The 15642-nt window shown below is 35.3% G+C and carries 14 protein-coding genes and 1 riboswitch; of the genes, 12 read left to right on the top strand and 2 right to left on the bottom strand.

The window, feature by feature from the left end:
- Window positions 1–15: 15 nt before the first annotated feature.
- Window positions 16–1116, bottom strand: coding sequence for an acyltransferase family protein (locus BKP45_RS15050; RefSeq protein ID WP_071390520.1), 1101 nt, complete (start codon window positions 1114–1116; stop codon window positions 16–18).
- Between the two features lie 308 nt (window positions 1117–1424).
- Between BKP45_RS15050 and BKP45_RS15045 the strand changes: the two genes are divergently transcribed.
- From BKP45_RS15045 to BKP45_RS21720, 10 genes are all read left to right on the top strand, one after another.
- Window positions 1425–2243: a sulfite exporter TauE/SafE family protein gene (locus BKP45_RS15045; RefSeq protein WP_071390519.1), complete on the top strand. Its 819-nt coding sequence runs from the start codon at window positions 1425–1427 to the stop codon at window positions 2241–2243.
- A gap of 195 nt (window positions 2244–2438) precedes the next feature.
- Entirely contained in the window at window positions 2439–3842 is a 1404-nt protein-coding gene (locus tag BKP45_RS15040; RefSeq protein ID WP_245747525.1) for a bifunctional metallophosphatase/5'-nucleotidase, read from the top strand.
- 168 nt (window positions 3843–4010) lie between these two features.
- Complete coding sequence (locus BKP45_RS15035) at window positions 4011–4319, top strand: YunC family protein (protein WP_071390518.1); 309 nt, start codon at window positions 4011–4013, stop codon at window positions 4317–4319.
- 254 nt (window positions 4320–4573) lie between these two features.
- The gene (locus BKP45_RS15030; protein ID WP_071390517.1) at window positions 4574–5668 is read left to right on the top strand and encodes an HD-GYP domain-containing protein; all 1095 of its coding nucleotides are present in this window, start codon (window positions 4574–4576) and stop codon (window positions 5666–5668) included.
- Between the two features lie 93 nt (window positions 5669–5761).
- A complete protein-coding gene (locus BKP45_RS15025) occupies window positions 5762–6559 on the top strand; it encodes a thymidylate synthase (RefSeq protein ID WP_071390516.1) in 798 nt (265 codons plus the stop codon).
- Window positions 6556–7038: a dihydrofolate reductase gene (locus tag BKP45_RS15020; RefSeq protein WP_071390515.1), complete on the top strand. Its 483-nt coding sequence runs from the start codon at window positions 6556–6558 to the stop codon at window positions 7036–7038. Before BKP45_RS15025 ends, BKP45_RS15020 begins: the two co-directional genes overlap by 4 nt.
- 196 nt (window positions 7039–7234) lie before the next feature.
- Window positions 7235–8020 carry a sporulation protein YunB gene (gene yunB / locus BKP45_RS15015; protein ID WP_071390514.1) on the top strand — a complete coding sequence of 262 codons (786 nt, stop codon included), beginning with the start codon at window positions 7235–7237 and terminating at the stop codon, window positions 8018–8020.
- 94 nt (window positions 8021–8114) lie between these two features.
- A riboswitch (Lysine riboswitch) is annotated at window positions 8115–8302 on the top strand.
- Window positions 8303–8391: 89 nt separating this feature from the next.
- Window positions 8392–9951 carry a Na+/H+ antiporter NhaC family protein gene (locus tag BKP45_RS15010; RefSeq protein ID WP_071390513.1) on the top strand — a complete coding sequence of 520 codons (1560 nt, stop codon included), beginning with the start codon at window positions 8392–8394 and terminating at the stop codon, window positions 9949–9951.
- Between the two features lie 590 nt (window positions 9952–10541).
- Window positions 10542–12062 carry a sodium-dependent transporter gene (locus tag BKP45_RS15000; protein ID WP_071390511.1) on the top strand — a complete coding sequence of 507 codons (1521 nt, stop codon included), beginning with the start codon at window positions 10542–10544 and terminating at the stop codon, window positions 12060–12062.
- On the top strand, window positions 12062–12166 hold the full coding sequence (locus BKP45_RS21720) for a methionine/alanine import family NSS transporter small subunit (RefSeq protein WP_084788005.1): 105 nt from the start codon (window positions 12062–12064) through the stop codon (window positions 12164–12166). Before BKP45_RS15000 ends, BKP45_RS21720 begins: the two co-directional genes overlap by 1 nt.
- Window positions 12167–12950: 784 nt before the next feature.
- Here the strand turns inward: BKP45_RS21720 and BKP45_RS14995 are convergent.
- Complete coding sequence (locus BKP45_RS14995; RefSeq protein ID WP_071390510.1) at window positions 12951–13958, bottom strand: M23 family metallopeptidase; 1008 nt, start codon at window positions 13956–13958, stop codon at window positions 12951–12953.
- Window positions 13959–14257: 299 nt separating this feature from the next.
- Here BKP45_RS14995 and lipA point away from each other — a divergent pair, with 299 nt between their 5' ends.
- Window positions 14258–15166, top strand: a complete 909-nt coding sequence (gene lipA, locus BKP45_RS14990; protein WP_071390509.1) for a lipoyl synthase — start codon at window positions 14258–14260, stop codon at window positions 15164–15166.
- 144 nt (window positions 15167–15310) lie between these two features.
- Window positions 15311–15625, top strand: coding sequence for a YutD family protein (locus BKP45_RS14985; protein WP_071390508.1), 315 nt, complete (start codon window positions 15311–15313; stop codon window positions 15623–15625).
- The last annotated feature ends 17 nt before the right edge of the window (window positions 15626–15642 follow it).

The raw sequence follows: 15642 nt of genomic DNA, 5'->3' as shown, positions 1-15642 counted from the left end.
TAAAGCGCCCTATCTTCATAGATTGGACGCTTTTATATCTTGGTTTTGTTCTATTTGTTCTTTTACTTTTTGTGGTAGCTGTCCGACTAAGTAATTCCCGAATCGCCACTTATTTACATAAAATGTAGTTGCCATCGAACTACTAGTACTAAAGAAAAATAAAATAAAGATGTAAGAAACTCCTAGCTTAATAGAAAAAAATCCGTAGAAATAGTCAAACGCTAGTATAAAGAAAAAATGGAGTAAGTAAATACCAAAGGAGTATTTACTTACCGTCAAAAAAACAGTTGGAATTTTCTTCATATGATAAGCTATGTAATAAATAAAGAACATAACAAATGTTGCATGGAGCAATATATCTACACGTTTAGAGCTATGGACCATTAAAAGGTTTGAGTGATAGAAAAATAATAATACGGCACTAGTAAATATTGGTGCAGAAAGAATGATGACTTTGTATTTTACTAGCAGTTTTATAAACGATTCGTAATAATGCCCACAATAAAAACCTAACGTAAAATAAAAAAACCATCCGAAGAATGGGATCCAATAAAATCGCTCCCAAATATAATTGTTAAAGGGAATGTTTAATGGGTCGATAAAATGAAAAAAACTTAAATAGGCAACATTAATAAATAAAGAAATACTTAGACCAATTTTAGGGTTTATTTTTTTAAATAGTTTGTGAGATAGTAAATGTAAAAAATAAAACTGAAAAATAATTAATACAAAATATCCGTGATAATCTCCAATAACAGCATTTAGCAAAAACTTTTTTACTCCTTCAGATAAAGGTGTCGCATAAGGGATGGCATAGAAAAAAGCCATAAATAGAAATGGTACTAGAAGGAACTTAGCACGTTTTTTTAGAAAATTTGAAGGAATTCTTTTATTTCGATAAGAATATGCCAATAAAAATTCAGAAATAAAGATAAACACTGGGGTGCTAAAATACAACAACATATTTAGCGAATCCCAAAATACGTAAGCAGTGTGACTAATTTGGCTAGTCGGAATAGAACTTAAGCCAATTCCGATGGCATGGAGAAATACGACACTTAAGCAAGCTATACTTCTAAGTACATACAATTCCTTGATTGTTTTCGTTTGATTCATAATAAGACCCCCTGATACTTTTTAAGGTTTAGGAGAATAAGTTGAATGAATTTCATTACTCGTTATTTTCGTCCAAAAGATTCTATAATATATCGTGACGCTGAAACGTTTGTGACTAAATACAGATTTGTTCGGCACGTTTTTTGTAATTGTGAAATTCATTTAGTCATGATCTCATGAATATCGACGCGATTGTTACTCATAATAACATTTTTATCCAGTCCGTGGGAGCACTTCTTCAAAAATAGACAATTAAACATCTTTCATTCATAATTAAAGCTGACTTTAAAAAAGAAAGTTGGCTTATTATGGAATGGATACTTTTGACCTTAATTGGTTTAGTCGCAGGGACGTTAGGAAGCTTAATGGGACTTGGCGGTGGAATAATTGTTGTTCCTACTTTAATGATTTTTAGTGGCTATGTAAGTATATTGGCTGGTGTGACTCCACAAGTGGCAGTAGGGACTTCCTTGTTAATTATGATATTTACAGGGCTTTCATCTACGTTAGCCTATGTTAAGCAAAAGACGGTCGATTTAAAAAGTGGATGGTTATTTTTTGCTGGCAGTGGTCCAGGTGCGCTATTAGGTGTTTACTTTAATAATGGAATAGATCCAAGAGTTTTCTTAATTTTCTTTGGTAGTTTTATTATCTTTATTTCGTTCGTATTAATGATACGAAAGTATTTAAAACCATTAAAGCTTACGAAGAAAGGAATCAAACGTGAATACATAAATGAAGCTGGGGAAACGGTTGAGTATGGCTATCACCCGTTAGTAGCATTATCTATCGCTTTTATCGTTGGAATGTGCTCAGGTTTATTTGGAATTGGCGGTGGCTCACTAATGGTGCCAGCGATGATATTGTTATTTGGTTTTCCACCTCATCGTGCTGTCGCCACTTCGATGTTTTTGATATTTTTATCTGCAATCGTTAGCTCAATTACACATATTTCTTTAGGTAATGTTAATTGGTTATACGCGTTAGCGTTAATTCCTGGAGCTTGGTTTGGAGGTGTATTAGGAGCTTTCATTAATCAGCGACTTCAAAGTGACACACTTGTAAAACTTTTGAGAATTTTTCTGGTCATAATTGGTATTCGATTAATTTACCAAGGCCTTTTTTAAGGTTGAAGAAAAATAACCTTTAACGGTTTTTGAGGTGATTTTTATCTATATTTTAAAATCGGAATTTATAAATTTCTAACTTGGAAACTGTCTAGCGCAAGCAGCCTACGAGCTCGGTCACTTCAGTCAAGTTACTGACTTCAATGTCTTCTTGTTACATTTTGAAATTCTACATTAATTAAAGCGGTGATTTCTTTGAGTTCTTCTATTATTCATATTTTGCATACAAACGATTTACATAGTCGTTTAGAACAATGGCCCAAAATTGTTTCTTTATTAACGGAAAAAAGAAAGAGTTTTGAACAAAATGGTGAATCAGTATTAGTTTTTGACATCGGAGATCACGCAGATCGAGTTCACCCATTAACAGAAGCAAGTCTTGGGAAAGTCAACGTATTACTCATGAATGAGGTATCTTACAATGCGGTGACGATTGGTAATAATGAAGGGATTACGATATCAAAACAAGCATTAAATGAGCTATATGATGATGCCAATTTCCCAGTGTTAGTTGCTAATTTATTCGATCAAAGTGGTAAACGACCAGGTTGGCTAAAACCATACGAAATTATGAAACTACCTAATGATCTCACAGTTGGGGTTATTGGAATGACCATACCGTTTCGTCCTTTTTACGATGCGTTAGATTGGAATATAGAAGATCCGTTTGCATTGTTACCCACCATAGTAAAAGAAGTAAGGGAACAAGCCGATCTTGTCATACTATTATCGCACTTAGGACTAAATCTCGATGAAGAAGTTGCAAAGCAAATTGATGACATTGATATTATATTGGGGGGACATACTCATGATGTCCTTGAAGAAGGTTTATATATAAATAATACAATCATTCATCAAGCAGGAAAATTTGGGACATATGTAGGTGAGTTATCTTTTAGCTATGACCATCAAAATAAACAAATTTTGAATTATCAGGCAAAGTGTTTACATGTGAATGAATACCCTGCATGTAAACAAACAGTTGAAAAGATTACGACCATTTCACAACAGAAACAACCTATATTAGACGAAGAGATTTTATCATTAACAAAACAATTACCTATCTCCTGGGATAAACCAAGCCCATTCGCCTCGTTTCTGGCAACCGCTGTAAAAGAATGGTGTCGTGCAGAGGTTGGAATGATCAATTCAGGCCTTTTACTCGAAGGCTTGAAAGTTGGAGCTGTGACGAGAGCGGATTTACATCGGATTTGTCCACATCCTATTAATCCTTGTAAATTAGAAATTAGCGGAAAGGTGTTAAAGGAAACAATTCTTTATTCTCTTTCTGAAAAGATGGTTTTCAAGGAAATTCGAGGATTTGGTTTTCGGGGAAGTGTAATGGGGATTATGGTATTTGATGGTGTTACATATGAAGAGAAAAAGCTTAACGATGGATTATCGCATATAACAAACATAAAAATAAACGGTAATGAAATTGAACCTGACCGTGTCTATAAGGTTGCTACGATTGATATGTTTGCCTTTGCCCATTTCTATCCAGCGCTAGTAGAAGCAAAAGTGAAAAAGTACTACATGCCGGAATTACTTAGAGATTTAATAGCATGGAAGCTTCAAGAATCTGCATCAGATCTTTAGTTGTAGAGCAAGCTCATTGAACTCATATCATAAACTTTGTATTTAAAATTGGGTTATTAGCCAAAAGGTATTATTGCACTTTTCTACTTGGATTTCATACTTTGTTAGAGAGGGCGAACTATACTAAACGTCCTGAAAACCATAACGACTGGTTAGGGGTGTGAGATAATGCTTGAAATGCAACCAATCATTATAGACGGTCATCAATTTACAGCAGTTCAAATGAAGTTGCCAAAAACAAACTTTATGGCTGTTACAAATGATAAAGGTTATATCATGTGTGGTGCGTTAGATGTTGCCCTATTCAATAGCAATGAAAAGCTAAGGGAACGTAAAATTATTGCAGGAAGAGCTGTTGGTGTAAGAACGATTGAACAATTAATAGATGCACCGTTAGAGTCTGTTACATTAGCTGCAGAAGAATTAGGCATCAAAGCAGGTATGAAGGGCAAAGACGCATTATTAAAAATGATATAGTCATTAAAACGCTTTAAAACAAGCAGTGAGGGCATACTCCTTACTGTTTGTTAATTTTAGAGGAAAATAGGACTAAAGAAGTGAATATGACAGGATGTTACTTAAAAATTAACACAATAGATAGGTTGTCGGATATAATTAAACTAATACATAATAGTTACTTAAGGATACGCACGTGTTATACTAGTTTACGTCTACGTACATAATATTTTTGAAAAATAAAGTAACAATTTTTTAGTGTAGGAGTATTGCCAATGAGATTAGTCGCGACAAGATCATTAAAAGAAAATGATATTTTAAGTAAGCCGGTATTACATGATAATGGAAATGTACTTGTTCAATCTGGTATTCCATTATCTAACCGGATTATAAGTAGACTATCTGATTTTGGGATCGGCTACGTATATGTTGATGACGAGATTACGAAAGACATTATCGTAAAAAATGTAATATCAGATGAGACTCGTAAAGAGGCAATTCATACCATAACAAAAGAGTTTAAAGAAATTGCCAATCACCATATCGTTGGTCAAAAACTAAACCCACTCCACTTAAGTAAAGACTTTTCCAATATTATCCAAAAGATATTAAACGATATTAAAAGTAGTGACGATGTAATCTCTATTTTATCTGATGTTTATTGTTATGATTCATATGTCTTCACTCATTCACTGAATGTAACGATCTACACAGTTGGACTAGCTATGAAAATGAAATTTTCAGAAAAGCAGCTTTTTGAAATAGGTCTAGGTGCTATCTTACATGATGTCGGTAAGGTTATGGTAACCAAAGAGATTTTAGAAAAAAATGGGCGTCTTACTGACGAAGAATATGAAATAGTAAAAATTCACTCTCGCGCAGGCTATGATTTATTACGAAACGCACCGAATATTCCATTATTAGCCGCTCATTGTGCTTTTCAACACCATGAAAGATTAAACGGATCGGGTTACCCTCAAGGACTTTCTGGAGATGAAATACATTTATACGCAAAAATTTTAGCAGTAGCCGATGTTTTTGATGCGGTCACTTCTAACCGAGTTTACCGTAAAGCTATGCTCCCACATGAAGGTTTAGAAATATTATATTCTGGTGCAGGAACATTGTTTGATAAAACAATTGTTGAATTGTTCAGTAGGACAATTGCCATATACCCAATCGGTATTACTGTGTACTTAAATGATGGAAGAAAAGGTGTTGTTTCAAAACAAAATAAATATTTTAGTATGAGACCTCACGTTAGAGTATTTGAACAAAACGGTGACAGAGTTGAACCTTATGAAGTTGACTTGCTCAAAGAAAGAAGCGTTGCCATTATTGAATGCGAAGCGAGACTTGGCACAGAATAATGAAGAGTTTAGGATGTAGAATGTAATAATATATATTATGTTAAAGACAAATATTTTACATCCTTCAGCGAAAAAAAGAAAGGATGTTTGGTTATGGATCGGCAGTATTTAGATTTATGTAAACACATATTAGAAAATGGCGCAAAAAAAACGGATCGAACAGGTACGGGAACCATTAGTACATTTGGCTACCAAATGCGTACAAATTTATTAGACGGTTTTCCATTACTTACAACAAAAAAGCTTTCTTTAAAAGCCATAATTCATGAACTTTTATGGTTTTTAAAGGGAGACACAAATATCCAATATTTAAAAGAGCACAATGTTAAGATTTGGAATGAATGGGCCGATGAAAATGGGGACCTAGGCCCTGTATACGGAAAACAATGGCGCTCATGGACAGCACCAGACGGAACGACAATTGATCAAATTTCAAATGTCATAGATGAAATTAAACGAAATCCTGATTCAAGAAGACTAATTGTTAATGCATGGAATGTAGGCGAATTAGATGACATGGCGTTATCACCGTGCCATTGTTTATTCCAATTTTATGTGAATGATGGCAAATTATCGTGTCAGCTTTACCAAAGAAGTGCCGATGTTTTTCTAGGCGTTCCTTTTAATATTGCTTCTTATGCATTATTAACTATGATGATTGCTCAAGAATGTGATTTAGAGCTTGGTGAATTTATTCATTCTTTCGGTGATGTCCATATTTACTTAAACCATGTTGAGCAAGTAAAGTTACAACTTACAAGAGAGCCTCGAGTATTACCGAAAATGAAATTAAATCCAAATGTAAAATCGGTTTTTGATTTTACATATGAAGATTTTGAATTAGTGAACTATGATCCCCATCCTCATATTAAAGGAGAAGTTTCTGTATGATTTCGTTGATTGTAGCAATCGGGGAAAATAGAGTTATCGGATTCGAAAATAAAATGCCGTGGCATTTACCTGCTGATTTAGCATACTTTAAAAAGGTCACCACAGGTCATACAGTTATCATGGGGAGAAAAACCTTTCAATCAATTGGGAAACCCCTTCCTAATCGAACGAACGTTATCTTAACTAGAGATATTCATTTTTCAGCTGCTGACTGTCTTGTTATTCACTCGGTTGAAGAAGCGTTAGAGATTGGGAAAGATCAGGATATTTTTGTCATAGGTGGAGCCGAAGTTTATAAACAGTTTCTTCCTTTTGTAGATCGCGCCTATATCACGAAAATTCATGAGAGCTTTAGCGGAGACACATTTTTCCCTGAATTAGGTGAAAATTGGCAGCTTACCTCAAGTGAAATTCACGATCCAGATGAGAAAAATCGCTACATTTATGAATTTCAAGTTTTTGATAAGGTACGAGAGTAGAAAAGAAATAAGTGTTAGTATGACTCTCATTGATTGAAGTTTAGTGTGTTTTTTACTTTAAGTTGCAAAATGAATCCGATTAAGAAATTTGCTCAGGTTATAAAGTCTAATTAAAAAATCCTGTGTAATTCTATATTTCTAGGTAAGAACCAGTCCCTCTTTGCATACACATTTAGTATGTGAAGGGGGTTTTTGAATGTTTAAAAAGAGAAGGTATCGACCCCGTAAAGGTCCGCTTCCGTTTCGCTATGTATTTTTGATATCGTTTATTATTTTTTGTATTATGTCGGTACAAGGTCTTTGGATAGTGGAGAAAGGGATACGACCAACACTCCTCGATATTGCCAATACTGAAACACAAAGAATTGGAACACTTGCAATTAATCAAGCACTTCATAAAAAATTAATAGAAAATGGTGATATAGATAAACTGATTGAAGTTCAACAAGACAATTCTGGACAGATCATATCTGTAACCTTTAATCCAATTGTAGCTAATCGAGTTTTACATGAATCTACTCATCGAGTTCAAAGTTATTTAAATGATATAGCACTAGGAAAAATAAGAGATTTGAGCATTCCTGATAGTATTGATATCGAACATAATGGTGAGCCTTATTTCCAAGATGGAATTATTCATTGGATTCCATTAGGTCAAGCGACTAATAATGTCCTTCTTGCTCATCTAGGCCCAAAGGTTCCTGTTCGTTTAACAGCTATAGGAGATGTAAAATCACAATTGAGGAGAAATCTAGAAGCGAGCGGAATAAATAACACAACAATTGAATATTTAGTTGATATAACAGTTGACGTTCGGATCGTTATTCCATTTTCGACAACCACACAAGTAGTTGAAACATCGATTCTAGTTGGGAGTATATTTGTTCCAGGAGTTGTACCTGAATTTTTCTATAGTGGAAGCGGAGAAGGTGGGAATATGCCAATGCCAGCAATCGTTCAACCAGGTGATCTTGGTGAATAAATAGTAGTAGTGGTATAAATTAGTGGTTGTTATACTCTAATAATATTGCTATAATAATTGAGTTAAAAATAAAATAAAGCAATGCCTCATCTAAAGGTGGGGTAGAGGCGCGAAACTTATGAGTAGATAGTTAGAGAATGACAACGATGAAGACTATCAGAAAGGAAGTTTTGCCGAAGTGGTGATAAGAGTCAAGATTATCATTGCTGGGGCTACATTAAATAAATGTAGCACTGTCACAATTATTATTTCACAAAATAATTGTGGAGAACTACTGTTGTTTAGGGTGAGGACCGTTGTTTACTGATGGAGGTAGCAGTAGGTTTTTCTAGTGCTGCCTTTTTGTTTGCAAAAAAAGGGAGGAAAGTTTGATGGAAGGATCGATTTTTAGTCTGCTTCCACCAATTTTAGCATTAGTGATGGTTATGTTTACAAGACGAGTGTTACTATCACTTGGAGTTGGAATTGTAGTTGGAGCATTCATGATTAATTATGATAGTGGAAATGTATTCTTGGAAAGTGTAAACCAAATTTTCTCTATTGTGGATGGAATTTTTATTGACGATGGTGCAATCAATTCGTGGGAATTATATATTATCTTTTTCTTATTATTATTAGGTATGATTGCATCATTGATTGCAATTACAGGTGGTAGTCGTGCATTTGGAGAATGGGCACTTTCTCGCGTGAAGACGAGAGTAGGGGCACAACTCATTACGGTACTACTTGGTGTAATCATTTTCATTGATGACTATTTTAATAGTTTAACAGTTGGAAACGTAGGCAGGCCGTTAACGGATCGACACCGTATTTCTAGAGCAAAGTTAGCTTATTTAGTGGATTCAACAGCCGCTCCAATGTGTGTAATTGCTCCTGTATCAAGTTGGGGAGCTTATATTATTACAATTATTGGTGGAATTTTAGTATCACATAGTGTGACGCAGTGGGAAGCGTTACAAGCATTTGTGTTAATCGCCCCTATGAACTTTTATGCGATTTTTGCAATATTAATGGTTATTGCCGTCGTTTATTTTAAATTAGACCTTGGACAAATGCGTGTACATGAAAAACGAGCAATTGAAACAGGTGAGGTTGTAGACAAGAAAAAAGGAGCAGTTCCAGGTGACCATGGAGATGTATCTACCAAAAAGGGAAAAGTTGGCGATTTAATATGGCCAATCGTAACGTTAATTGTTGCAACAGTTTTCTTTATGATTACAACGGGAATTGATGGTTCAGAAGGTGACACCTCGATTTTAGCTATTTTTGAAAACACAGACGTAGCTGCAGCTCTTCTTTATGGTGGTTTAGTAAGCTTGGCTGTTACACTTATTTTAAGCTTCTCAAGAAAATTAGGCGTAAGTGAAATTGGATTTGGATTATGGGCTGGAATTAAGTCGATGCTACCAGCAATCTATATTCTTATTTTTGCATGGACAATTATTTCTATTATTAAGGATCTTGGAACAGGTGCGTATTTAGCAAGCTTAGTTCAAGATACAAATTTTAACTTAGCGTATTTACCAGTCATTTTGTTTATCATAGCTGGATTTATGGCATTTTCAACTGGTACAAGTTGGGGTACATTTGGAATTATGCTACCTATCGCAGGGGATATTGCAGCAGCCACGGATATTTCAATGATGTTGCCAGTGCTTGCCGCTGTACTTGCTGGATCTATCTTCGGTGACCATTGTTCTCCAATTTCAGATACAACTATCCTGTCATCAACAGGAGCAGGTAGCCATCATATCGATCACGTATTAACGCAGCTTCCATATGCTTTGATGACTGCAGGAATTACAATTGTCGGCTATCTTGTATTAGGCTTTACAGGTAGTGCCGTTATTGGTTTCATAGTTGCAGCAGTAGTATTTGTGATCGTAGTAGTAATTATGAAAAAAGTCGTTCCTGTATTAAAAGGAGCTTAATGTTTAACAGCCCAAGTACTAATGGTAAGTACTTGGGCTTATTCTGTAATGAGGATTAATGTTGTGAAGGTGATTTCTGCGTGTAACCAGGAAGATAGGTGCGAAAAGCAAATTTGGCATGGAAGCAGGAGGATTGTGAAGCTTTTCTTGATTTGTGAACGATTCGTGAAAAATATGCACGATCTGTGGAAATGTGAACGATTCATGAAAAATATGCGCGATCCAAAGGAATTGTTCGCCGTTCATGGATATGAACGATCCGGAAGAAAACATGTGAGTTCAAGCATTTGTGAGCAATCTCCTGAATTTCTACACCCTCTTTCATGTTTCAACTTTAGTATCTTTTTTAAGTGGTATTTTTTGAAAAAAACTTCGAATATAAATGAAAAATGTCAATTAATATAATATTTTGAAAAAATATTCTTTGACAAATTAAAGTGATAATAATAAAATAAAAAAATAATAAATAATCTGAATATTGTAACTAATAATTGGTAATTGAACTCATTTTCTAAATGTTATTAACAGGGTGGTTATAATTTTCGGAATATAACAAATTATATTACACAAAAAGAAAAGGTGGTAGTAAAATGGAAGGTCGTGAACAATGGGGTACAAGGGCTGGGTTTATTTTAGCAGCTGTTGGTTCCGCTGTAGGTTTAGGAAATATTTGGCGTTTCCCGTATGTAGCTTATGATAATGGTGGAGGAGCATTTTTTATTCCTTACCTATTTGCACTTTTAACTGCGGGTATCCCACTTCTCATCATGGAATTTACAATGGGTCATAAATATCGTGGTTCGGCACCACTTACATTTGCTCGTATGAACAAGAAAACAGAATGGATTGGTTGGTGGCAAGTGGCCATTTCATTCGTCATTTCGACATACTATGCAGTTATTATTGCATGGGCGTTAGCTTACACGTACTTTGCAGTTGGTCTAAAATGGGGAGAAGATACTGGTGGATTTTTATTTGGTGATTTCTTAAATTTGGCCGAAGCACCAGGACAGATTGGGAGTGTTGTTCCGTCAGTATTTATTCCATTATTAATCGTTTGGGTCGTTACATTAGGTGTTTTATTTAAAGGGGTAAAAAAGGGAATTGAGGTTGCAAACCGTGTTTTTATTCCTACATTAATGATTATGTTTTTACTTATCGTTATTCGTGCTCTTACATTAGAAGGAGCTGCACTTGGATTAGAAACACTCTTTAAGCCAGACTGGAGTGAAATTATGTCTCCAGGAGTTTGGGTAGCGGCATACGGACAAATATTCTATAGTTTATCTATCGGATTTGCGATTATGATTACTTATTCAAGTTATTTACCTAAAAAAGCTGACATTAATAACAATGCCTTTATCGCAGGTTTTAGTAATTCAAGTGTTGAATTATTAGCAGGTTTTGGTGTGTTTGCTGCATTAGGTTTTATGGCAACACAAGCTGGTGTTGGAGTAGATGAGGTTGCAACTGCTGGAATTGGTTTAGCGTTTGTTGTTTTCCCGCAAATTTTAAACTCATTTCCAGGGTTTAATGGGTTGTTTGGTGTTTTATTCTTCGGCTCATTAGTATTTGCAGGTTTATCTTCATTAATTTCTGTTGTTGAAACATTTATTGCAGGATTTCAAGATAAGTTCAAAGTGTCTCGTAAGAAGGCTGTAGGTATAGGTGGTGGATTATCAGCGCTTATATCATTCCTATTTGCAACACAAGGTGGTTTATTTTTACTAGATGCAGCTGATTATTTTATCAATCAGTTTGGGGTTGCTTTAGCAGGACTTGTATCAGTTATTACAGTTTCTTGGTTTTTAAAGAACCTTAAACCACTTCAAGATCATGCGAATGCAACGTCGGATCTTAGAACTGGCTTATGGTGGAGATTTTGCTTAGGAGTAATCACACCAATCGTATTAGGTTACATGTTTGTAATGAACTTGATCGATAATATTAAAGAAAATTACGAAGGTTATCCAACTTCATTCCTATTCTTCTCAGGTTGGGCAGTTGCAATTGGAGCGATTGTTTTAGGAATTGTCTTTGCTTCTTTAAAATGGGGAGAAAAAGATTTAGAATTACCTACTTCTTCAGAAGGAAAAGGAGGAAATGAATAATGAGTGGAAGTGCCATTGTTATGATGTTTATCGGTATGATTGTTATTTGGGGCGGACTTGGAGCGAGTATTTTTAATGCAGTGAAGGTTTCTAAACAAAAATAAATATTGGTTTATGGTTACTAGTATTTGAAAAACGCATGGATTTGAACTGCACCCCCAATTGGTGGTGCAGTTTTTTTATATAATCAGAATTTATAAATTTCTAACTTGGAAACTGTCAAGCGCAAGCAGCCTACGAGCTCGGTCACTTCAGGCAAGTAACTGACTTCAATTACTACATGAAATACTCCACTGAATATCTCCATGTAGCTTTGCTTCGAGGAAGCCTACCTCAGAGCTTTACTAGTAGACGCAGAAGCACGGGGAAGCCAAAGAGCGGCTTCCGAAAAGGCCTTCCAGTGCCTATCGCTCGTGAACAAGGCGCTTGAACTTTTCTTATATAAAATAACTCATCTATGGTATCGTAAAGGACACTTTAAAACCTTTTGAGACGGATTTGAGCAGCTGCTCGTGACCACAAGCTTGTGCATTAGTTATGCATTATATTTAAATGGACTGTGGTTCCGTTATTTCTAAAAAAAGAGTCATTTTTCAAAATTTACGGACCACAGTTCCGTTATTTGATAGTAAATGCTTAATTTTCTTGTGATTTTATGAAAATAACGGAACTCATGTCCAAAAAAAGCTACAAAGTGGTGAATTCTTAGAAATAACGGATCCTCTGTCCGCGAAAGTTTTACTATCCGTAAGTTAATTCATCACTTATTACTCTAGGAGTAGATAAACTGGTTTTTAAAAAAACATCCCTAATGTGAGTTCTTGCCCAACCAATCCAATTAGCTAAGCTAGCTGTGCATCAAATCCCTGGGGTTTTAAGCTTTTAAAATTACCTCTTTCGTTTCGCTGCTCTATCTTTTTTCTCCCAGTTTTTTAATGAAGGAAACGGGTCAAAAGACCATTCTGTAAAACCATTGTCTCGATACATACCGTAATGTAAGTGTGGTGGGAATTTCCCTTGAGTTCCGGGTTTTCCGTAACCTGAGCTACCCACGTATCCAAGTACAGTTCCTGGCTCTACTACTAGTCCCTCTTCAATCCCTTTTTCAAACCCACTTAAGTGTGCGAAGTAGTGGTAGATATTATCTAGATCTCTTATCCCGATACGCCAACCACCATATTTATTCCATCCTTTTAGTTCTACGATTCCATAAGTAGTTGCTCTAACAGGTGTTCCGTAACCCGCAAAAATGTCTGTGCCCTCATGAATCCTTCTGCCACCCCAACCACGGGCATCACCCCATGTGTTTTTATAACTATAGTTAAAGTGGAGAGGAAGTGGAAATGCATTTTTGCTTAAGGAAATTGTATTAAAAGTCTCATAAACTTTTGCGTGCCCCATAATTAGCTGTAAAGATTTTTCTCGCTTGTAAAATTCCCATAAACCTATACGGATATTTTCTTCATCATAGCCAAAGGACTCCAAATGTCTGGAAAATGTATAGAGCACGTCTTCGTCATTATTAATATCGGCTAATCCATCGCCGTCTCCATCTAATCCTACACCACCGAACATACTAATGGAAAGTGGATTATTATCCTCTAGATCTGGGTTAAGTGGTCCTACCCATTTTTGTGGTGAGTAGTAAATTGCTATAGCTCCTTCTTCTCTAGGTAAATCTCTCCTTGCACGGCGCAAACCTCGCTCAAAGGAGTCTGCAGCTGCTAAATAATACCATGGAACATTTGTTAAAGTTTCCATTTTTTGATATAAATCCATACGTTGCTCTTGTCGTTCTTCGTAGGTGAGCTGAGTTTTTTCATTTGCATACGCAGGTAAAGGAAGATAGGTTACTGTAATCAATAAACTAATTATGATAAATAGTGAACGTTTCATCTAACTAGCTCCTTTCTTGAGATTAAAGAAAGTTAACTTTAACTAAAGAATATGACTTTCTTCTGAATCCCTTTAAGGGAGATCTTTAGTGAAAGTACTTTATGTAGGTTAATAAGCCAAACTTTCTTGATCAGCTCATAACTATAGTTTGTAGAAAAGAGAGAAAATAATATATGCTAAATAATACCAATAATGACTGAGCAACATTTTTGTGATTTTTATCGTTTCGTGTTAAAGTTAAAAAAGAAAAAATGTTACTGTTACTAGAGCTTATAGCCTCGGAGTGGGAGTGAAAAGACTTGGCAAAACAAGAAGAACACATACGTAAGCCAGATTGGCTAAAAATTAAATTGAATACAAACGACTCATATACAGGGTTAAAAAAGATGATGCGTGAAGAAAAGCTACATACAGTTTGTGAGGAAGCGCGATGTCCTAATATTCATGAATGTTGGGCTGAGCGCAAAACAGCAACATTTATGATCTTAGGAGATGTTTGTACGAGAGCTTGCCGCTTTTGTGCAGTAAAAACAGGTCTTCCAACTGAATTAGATCTAGCTGAGCCAGAAAGAGTAGCGAAGTCTGTGAGAACAATGGGGTTAAAACATGTTGTTATCACCGCTGTAGCAAGAGATGATTTAAAAGATGGCGGTGCGAAAGTATTTGCTGAAACAGTTCGTGCTATACGTCGTAAAAGTCCGTTTTGTTCAGTGGAAGTGCTTCCTTCTGATATGATGGGTTCAGAAGAAAATTTGAAAATTTTAATGGACGCCCGACCGAATATTTTTAATCATAATATTGAAACAGTTAGGCGTTTAACACCAAGAGTAAGAGCGAGAGCTACATATGATCGTTCACTGTTTGTATTAAAAAAAGCAAAAGAAATGTATCCTACTATTCCAACTAAGTCTAGTTTAATGATAGGCCTTGGAGAAACGAAAGAAGAAATTATAGAAACAATGGATGATCTTCGTGCCCATAATGTGGATATTTTAACAATTGGTCAATATTTACAACCGACAAAAGGACATATAAAAATTAGTAAATATTGGAGCCCTGAAGAGTTTGCAGAGTTAAAAGAAATTGCAATGAGCAAAGGGTTTAGTCATTGTGAAAGTGGTCCATTAGTACGCTCATCCTACCATGCTGATGAGCAAGTAAACGAAGCTCAAGCAAGACAAGAAGCATTAAAAGTAACTGAGGATTAGGTCATACCTAATCCTTTACTTTTAAAGTAAGAAGGAAAATTTTTCAATCCTGAAAAGGTATATATTAATAAAATTTGTACAAGTTATATTTTTATGTTGAATTTCTTCATTAGATGAGGCAATATAGGAATCGAGGTGAAAGCAATGATTCGTGTACAAGGCGTTAGCTTTGAAGTTATTGAAGATTCAAGAGATGCATGGAACGAAGAAGCTTTTAAAGCACGTTACAGTGATATATTAAATAAATACGATTATATTGTAGGCGATTGGGGTTATAGTCAGTTACGCCTTCGTGGTTTTTTTAATGATTCTAACCGAAAAGCAACCTACGATTCAAAAATTAGTACGTTGCCTGAATACTTATATGAATATTGCAACTTTGGTTGCCCTTATTTCGTATTACGAAAAGTAAATACAAAAAAAGCACAAGAAGCTAATAAACAATTAGTCAGTGAATAGCAGAAAGCACATTCCTA

Source organism: Anaerobacillus alkalidiazotrophicus (assembly GCF_001866055.1).
Note: the sequence above shows the minus strand (reverse complement) of the source record. Positions and strands in the feature narration are given on the sequence as shown.

Coding starts and splice junctions, on each gene's coding strand:
- BKP45_RS15010 (WP_071390513.1), top strand. CDS start 8,392: ATGGAAGGATCGATTTTTAGTCTGCTTCCACCAATTTTAGCATTAGTG.
- BKP45_RS14985 (WP_071390508.1), top strand. CDS start 15,311: ATGATTCGTGTACAAGGCGTTAGCTTTGAAGTTATTGAAGATTCAAGA.
- BKP45_RS15045 (WP_071390519.1), top strand. CDS start 1,425: ATGGAATGGATACTTTTGACCTTAATTGGTTTAGTCGCAGGGACGTTA.
- BKP45_RS15030 (WP_071390517.1), top strand. CDS start 4,574: ATGAGATTAGTCGCGACAAGATCATTAAAAGAAAATGATATTTTAAGT.
- BKP45_RS15035 (WP_071390518.1), top strand. CDS start 4,011: ATGCTTGAAATGCAACCAATCATTATAGACGGTCATCAATTTACAGCA.
- BKP45_RS15050 (WP_071390520.1), bottom strand. CDS start 1,116: ATGAATCAAACGAAAACAATCAAGGAATTGTATGTACTTAGAAGTATA.
- BKP45_RS15025 (WP_071390516.1), top strand. CDS start 5,762: ATGGATCGGCAGTATTTAGATTTATGTAAACACATATTAGAAAATGGC.
- BKP45_RS14995 (WP_071390510.1), bottom strand. CDS start 13,958: ATGAAACGTTCACTATTTATCATAATTAGTTTATTGATTACAGTAACC.
- BKP45_RS15020 (WP_071390515.1), top strand. CDS start 6,556: ATGATTTCGTTGATTGTAGCAATCGGGGAAAATAGAGTTATCGGATTC.
- BKP45_RS15000 (WP_071390511.1), top strand. CDS start 10,542: ATGGAAGGTCGTGAACAATGGGGTACAAGGGCTGGGTTTATTTTAGCA.
- BKP45_RS21720 (WP_084788005.1), top strand. CDS start 12,062: ATGAGTGGAAGTGCCATTGTTATGATGTTTATCGGTATGATTGTTATT.
- yunB (WP_071390514.1), top strand. CDS start 7,235: ATGTTTAAAAAGAGAAGGTATCGACCCCGTAAAGGTCCGCTTCCGTTT.